We start from the raw sequence: 3,175 nt of genomic DNA on the forward strand, positions 1-3,175 counted from the left end.
AGGCCCTGTTATTGCCGCCCTTAATAAAATGGGGATTCCAGCCACAAAGCGTCGGACCAGCGATATCGCCATTGGCGAACAAAAAATATCGGGCTCGGCTCAGACTGTAAAAAAGGGACGGGTGCTCCATCATGGCACCTTATTATATGATTCGGATCTTAGTCTTTTAAAAAATTTACTAAAGACAAGTGCGGGAAAGATCACATCTAAGTCGGTAAAATCAGTAAGAAGTGATGTGACCAATATTAAAAAGCATTTAACCGACCAAACGATGAGCCTGGAAACCTTTAAAAATAAATTTCTGGTAACCCTATTTCCGGATGGTGTCGAAAAGGTAAGCTTGACTGAGCAAGACATTGAGGCGGTTGAAGCACTAGTGAATGAAAAATACTCCCGCTGGGAATGGAATTACGGACAATCGCCAAAGTTTTCATTTGAAAAGGCAGCTGCGATTTTAAATATGAAAGGAAGGGAAATACATCTCACAGTTAAGCTGGAAATAAATAAAGGTAGCATCGCCAAGGGTGAAGTGAGCGTTGATGGTTTGGAAAATACTGAGTTGATTGAGATTCTTACCGGAGTCAGATATGGATATAATGAAATCTTGCACCACTTGGAAGGATCTGAGTTTGCAAAAGACAATGAGTTGATGGCCGATTGCCTAACCGATTGTTTTATTTAAAGATAATACTTAAAAGATAATACTTAAAAGATAATACTTAAAAGATAATACTTAAAAGATAATACTTAAAAGATAATACTTAAAAGATAATACTTAAAAGATAATACTTAAAAGATAATACTTAAAAGATAATGCTTAAAATAAAAAGTGTAAAACGTTACCGACAAGGAGGAAATTAAGATGAAAAAAAACATTCAAATGCCAAAATTAAGCGAACAGATGGAAACCGGGGTGTTGGCGGCCTGGAACAAGGAAGCCGGAGATGTGGTAAAAAAGGGCGAAGTGCTTTTCGAAATTGAAACCGAAAAGGTCGTCAGTGAGGTCGAATCGATGGAATCTGGGGTTTTGAAAGAGGTTTTTTTTGAAGCCGGCGATGAAATCAAGGTCGATGATATTATTGCCGTCATCGACTGTGATTGATCAAGAGGCCAAAATGGAAAAGAAACCAGAATGGTTAAAGGTTAGCTACAACAAGGAGGCGGTGGAAGAAGTCAGTGGACTGATGGCCAAGTTAAAGCTGAACACCGTTTGCAAAGAAGCCAATTGCCCAAACCTGGGTGAATGCTATAAAAAACGAACCGCCACCTTTATGATCCTGGGGAATATCTGCACCCGTCACTGCCGCTTTTGTAATGTCGGCAGCGGAGTAGTCGAAGCAGTGGATCCCAAGGAACCCCAGCATTTAGCAGAAGCTGTCAAGGAACTGGATTTAAAGCATGTGGTTATCACCAGTGTTACCCGCGATGATCTGGCAGATGGTGGAGCCGGTCATTTTGCCGATACCATTAAGGCTGTGCGAAAGTTAAACCCGGGAGTGACCATTGAGGTGCTGATTCCTGACCTGCAAGGGGTTGAGAAACACCTGGATATTGTTATAGCAGCCAAGCCGGATGTAATTAATCATAACGTCGAAACCGTTCGGGAACTTTACCCGGAGGTGCGGCCAGAGGCGGACTATGATCGTTCCATGCAGGTGATTCAATATGTTAAGACAAAGGCGCCCCAGATCAAAACGAAAACCGGGATTATGGTCGGTCTGGGGGAAACGGAAGAACAGATTTATCAGGTCATGGATGATAGCCTGAAAGCTGGCTGTGATATCTTTACAATCGGTCAGTATCTGCAGCCATCATCAAAACACATTGCAGTCAAAGCCTATGTGACCCCGGAAAAATTTGAAAAGTACAAAAAAATTGGCGAAGCGAAGGGCTTTCACTATATTGCCAGTAGTCCCCTGGTGCGCAGCTCCTACCGGGCGGAAGAAGCACTTGAAGGAGGAAAAAGCTGATGATTTATATCGAAAACAATTCCACCGATCCCTTTTTTAATTTTGCTCTGGAATACTACCTGATTACCGAAAAGCAGCTGCCAGAGGATCAGGTCTTTATCTTTTGGCGAACCGAGCCAACCCTGATGATTGGCAAGTATCAGAATACCATCGAAGAAATCAATGTGGACTTTGCCCAAAAAAATGGGATTAAGGTGGTGCGACGGATCACCGGTGGTGGCACTATTTATACCGACATGGGGGGCTGGCAGTTCAGTTTTATCACTAGCGGTCTGGCAGAAACCATCGATTTCAATAAATACATCGGCCCGGTGATAGAGGGACTTAAAAAACTCGATGTTCCGGCCGAATTCAATAGCCGAAATGATCTGGTTATCCACGGCAAAAAGTTCTCTGGCAACGCCCAGTGTATGTTAAACGGCTATACCCTGCATCATGGATCGCTGTTATTTGATACCGACTTTGAACAGATGGTCAAATCCCTGACCGTCGATGATTACAAAATCATTTCCAAGGGCATCAAATCCGTCAAGGAACGGGTCACAAATATTTCAGAACATTTGACAAGGCCGATCGATACCGATACCTTTAAAAAGCTGATGGTCGAAAGCATCATGCAGGGTTCGGCGGCTGAATATAAACTCACAGCGGCGGATCGGGAACGGATCGAGGCCATTGCCAAAGAAAAGTTTGAAAGCTGGGAATGGAATTATGGTAAATCGCCTAAGTTTAATATTACTAAAACCGGCCGCTTTGACGGCGGGAAAATGGAGTTTAAACTGGATGTCAATCAGGGCAAAATCACGGACTGTCATATCTACGGTGATTTTTTTGGAACCATGGACATCACGGTTCTCAGCGATACCCTCATTGGCACGGCTTACGAAAAGGAAAGTATCAAAAAAGCCATTGCAGCCTGCGACATTAAACAAGGCTTTTACAACATTAATGTCGATGAACTGGCTGACATTATTTGTTGATTTATAACGAGAACGCAATTACCCCATCTTGTCATTGAGGTGGGGCTTTTTTATGCCAGTGCCGCCGCCGAATGTCAGCCCTGAAAGGTGCCATGATGGAGCACCCGTCCCTTTTTTACAGTCTGAGCCGAGCCCGATATTTTTTGTTCGCCAATGGCGATATCGCTGGTCCGACGCTTTGTGGCTGGAATCCCCATTTTATTAAGGGCGGCAATAACAGGGCCT

The 3,175-nt window shown here is 43.5% G+C and carries 4 protein-coding genes and 1 pseudogene; 4 read left to right on the forward strand and 1 reads right to left on the reverse strand.

The window, feature by feature from the left end; all coding sequences use genetic code 11:
* The 4 genes and pseudogenes from QZ998_RS08620 to QZ998_RS08635 form a co-directional block, all read left to right on the forward strand.
* Positions 1-682 (forward strand): annotated as a pseudogene (locus tag QZ998_RS08620) (hypothetical protein); the annotation flags it as partial.
* A gap of 180 nt (positions 683-862) precedes the next feature.
* Positions 863-1,102: a biotin/lipoyl-containing protein gene (locus tag QZ998_RS08625; protein WP_296559728.1), complete on the forward strand. Its 240-nt coding sequence runs from the start codon at positions 863-865 to the stop codon at positions 1,100-1,102.
* Positions 1,071-1,970 carry a lipoyl synthase gene (gene lipA / locus QZ998_RS08630; RefSeq protein WP_296559729.1) on the forward strand — a complete coding sequence of 300 codons (900 nt, stop codon included), beginning with the start codon at positions 1,071-1,073 and terminating at the stop codon, positions 1,968-1,970. Before QZ998_RS08625 ends, lipA begins: the two co-directional genes overlap by 32 nt.
* Positions 1,970-2,950, forward strand: coding sequence for a lipoate--protein ligase (locus tag QZ998_RS08635; protein ID WP_296559730.1), 981 nt, complete (start codon positions 1,970-1,972; stop codon positions 2,948-2,950). The genes lipA and QZ998_RS08635 overlap by 1 nt, the downstream gene beginning before the upstream one ends.
* 74 nt (positions 2,951-3,024) lie before the next feature.
* On the opposite strand, the gene QZ998_RS16900 is transcribed toward QZ998_RS08635, so the two are convergent.
* Positions 3,025-3,147, reverse strand: a complete 123-nt coding sequence (locus tag QZ998_RS16900) for a hypothetical protein (RefSeq protein ID WP_366512415.1) — start codon at positions 3,145-3,147, stop codon at positions 3,025-3,027.
* Positions 3,148-3,175 lie beyond the last annotated feature (28 nt).

It is taken from the genome of uncultured Acetobacterium sp., from assembly GCF_927416815.1.
Classification (GTDB): Bacteria; Bacillota; Clostridia; order Eubacteriales; family Eubacteriaceae; genus Acetobacterium.

Excerpts from the sequence above, each read along its gene's own strand:
- QZ998_RS08625 (WP_296559728.1), top strand. The coding sequence starts at position 863 with ATGAAAAAAAACATTCAAATGCCAAAATTAAGCGAACAGATGGAAACC.
- lipA (WP_296559729.1), top strand. The coding sequence starts at position 1,071 with ATGATATTATTGCCGTCATCGACTGTGATTGATCAAGAGGCCAAAATG.
- QZ998_RS16900 (WP_366512415.1), bottom strand. The coding sequence starts at position 3,147 with ATGGGGATTCCAGCCACAAAGCGTCGGACCAGCGATATCGCCATTGGC.
- QZ998_RS08635 (WP_296559730.1), top strand. The coding sequence starts at position 1,970 with ATGATTTATATCGAAAACAATTCCACCGATCCCTTTTTTAATTTTGCT.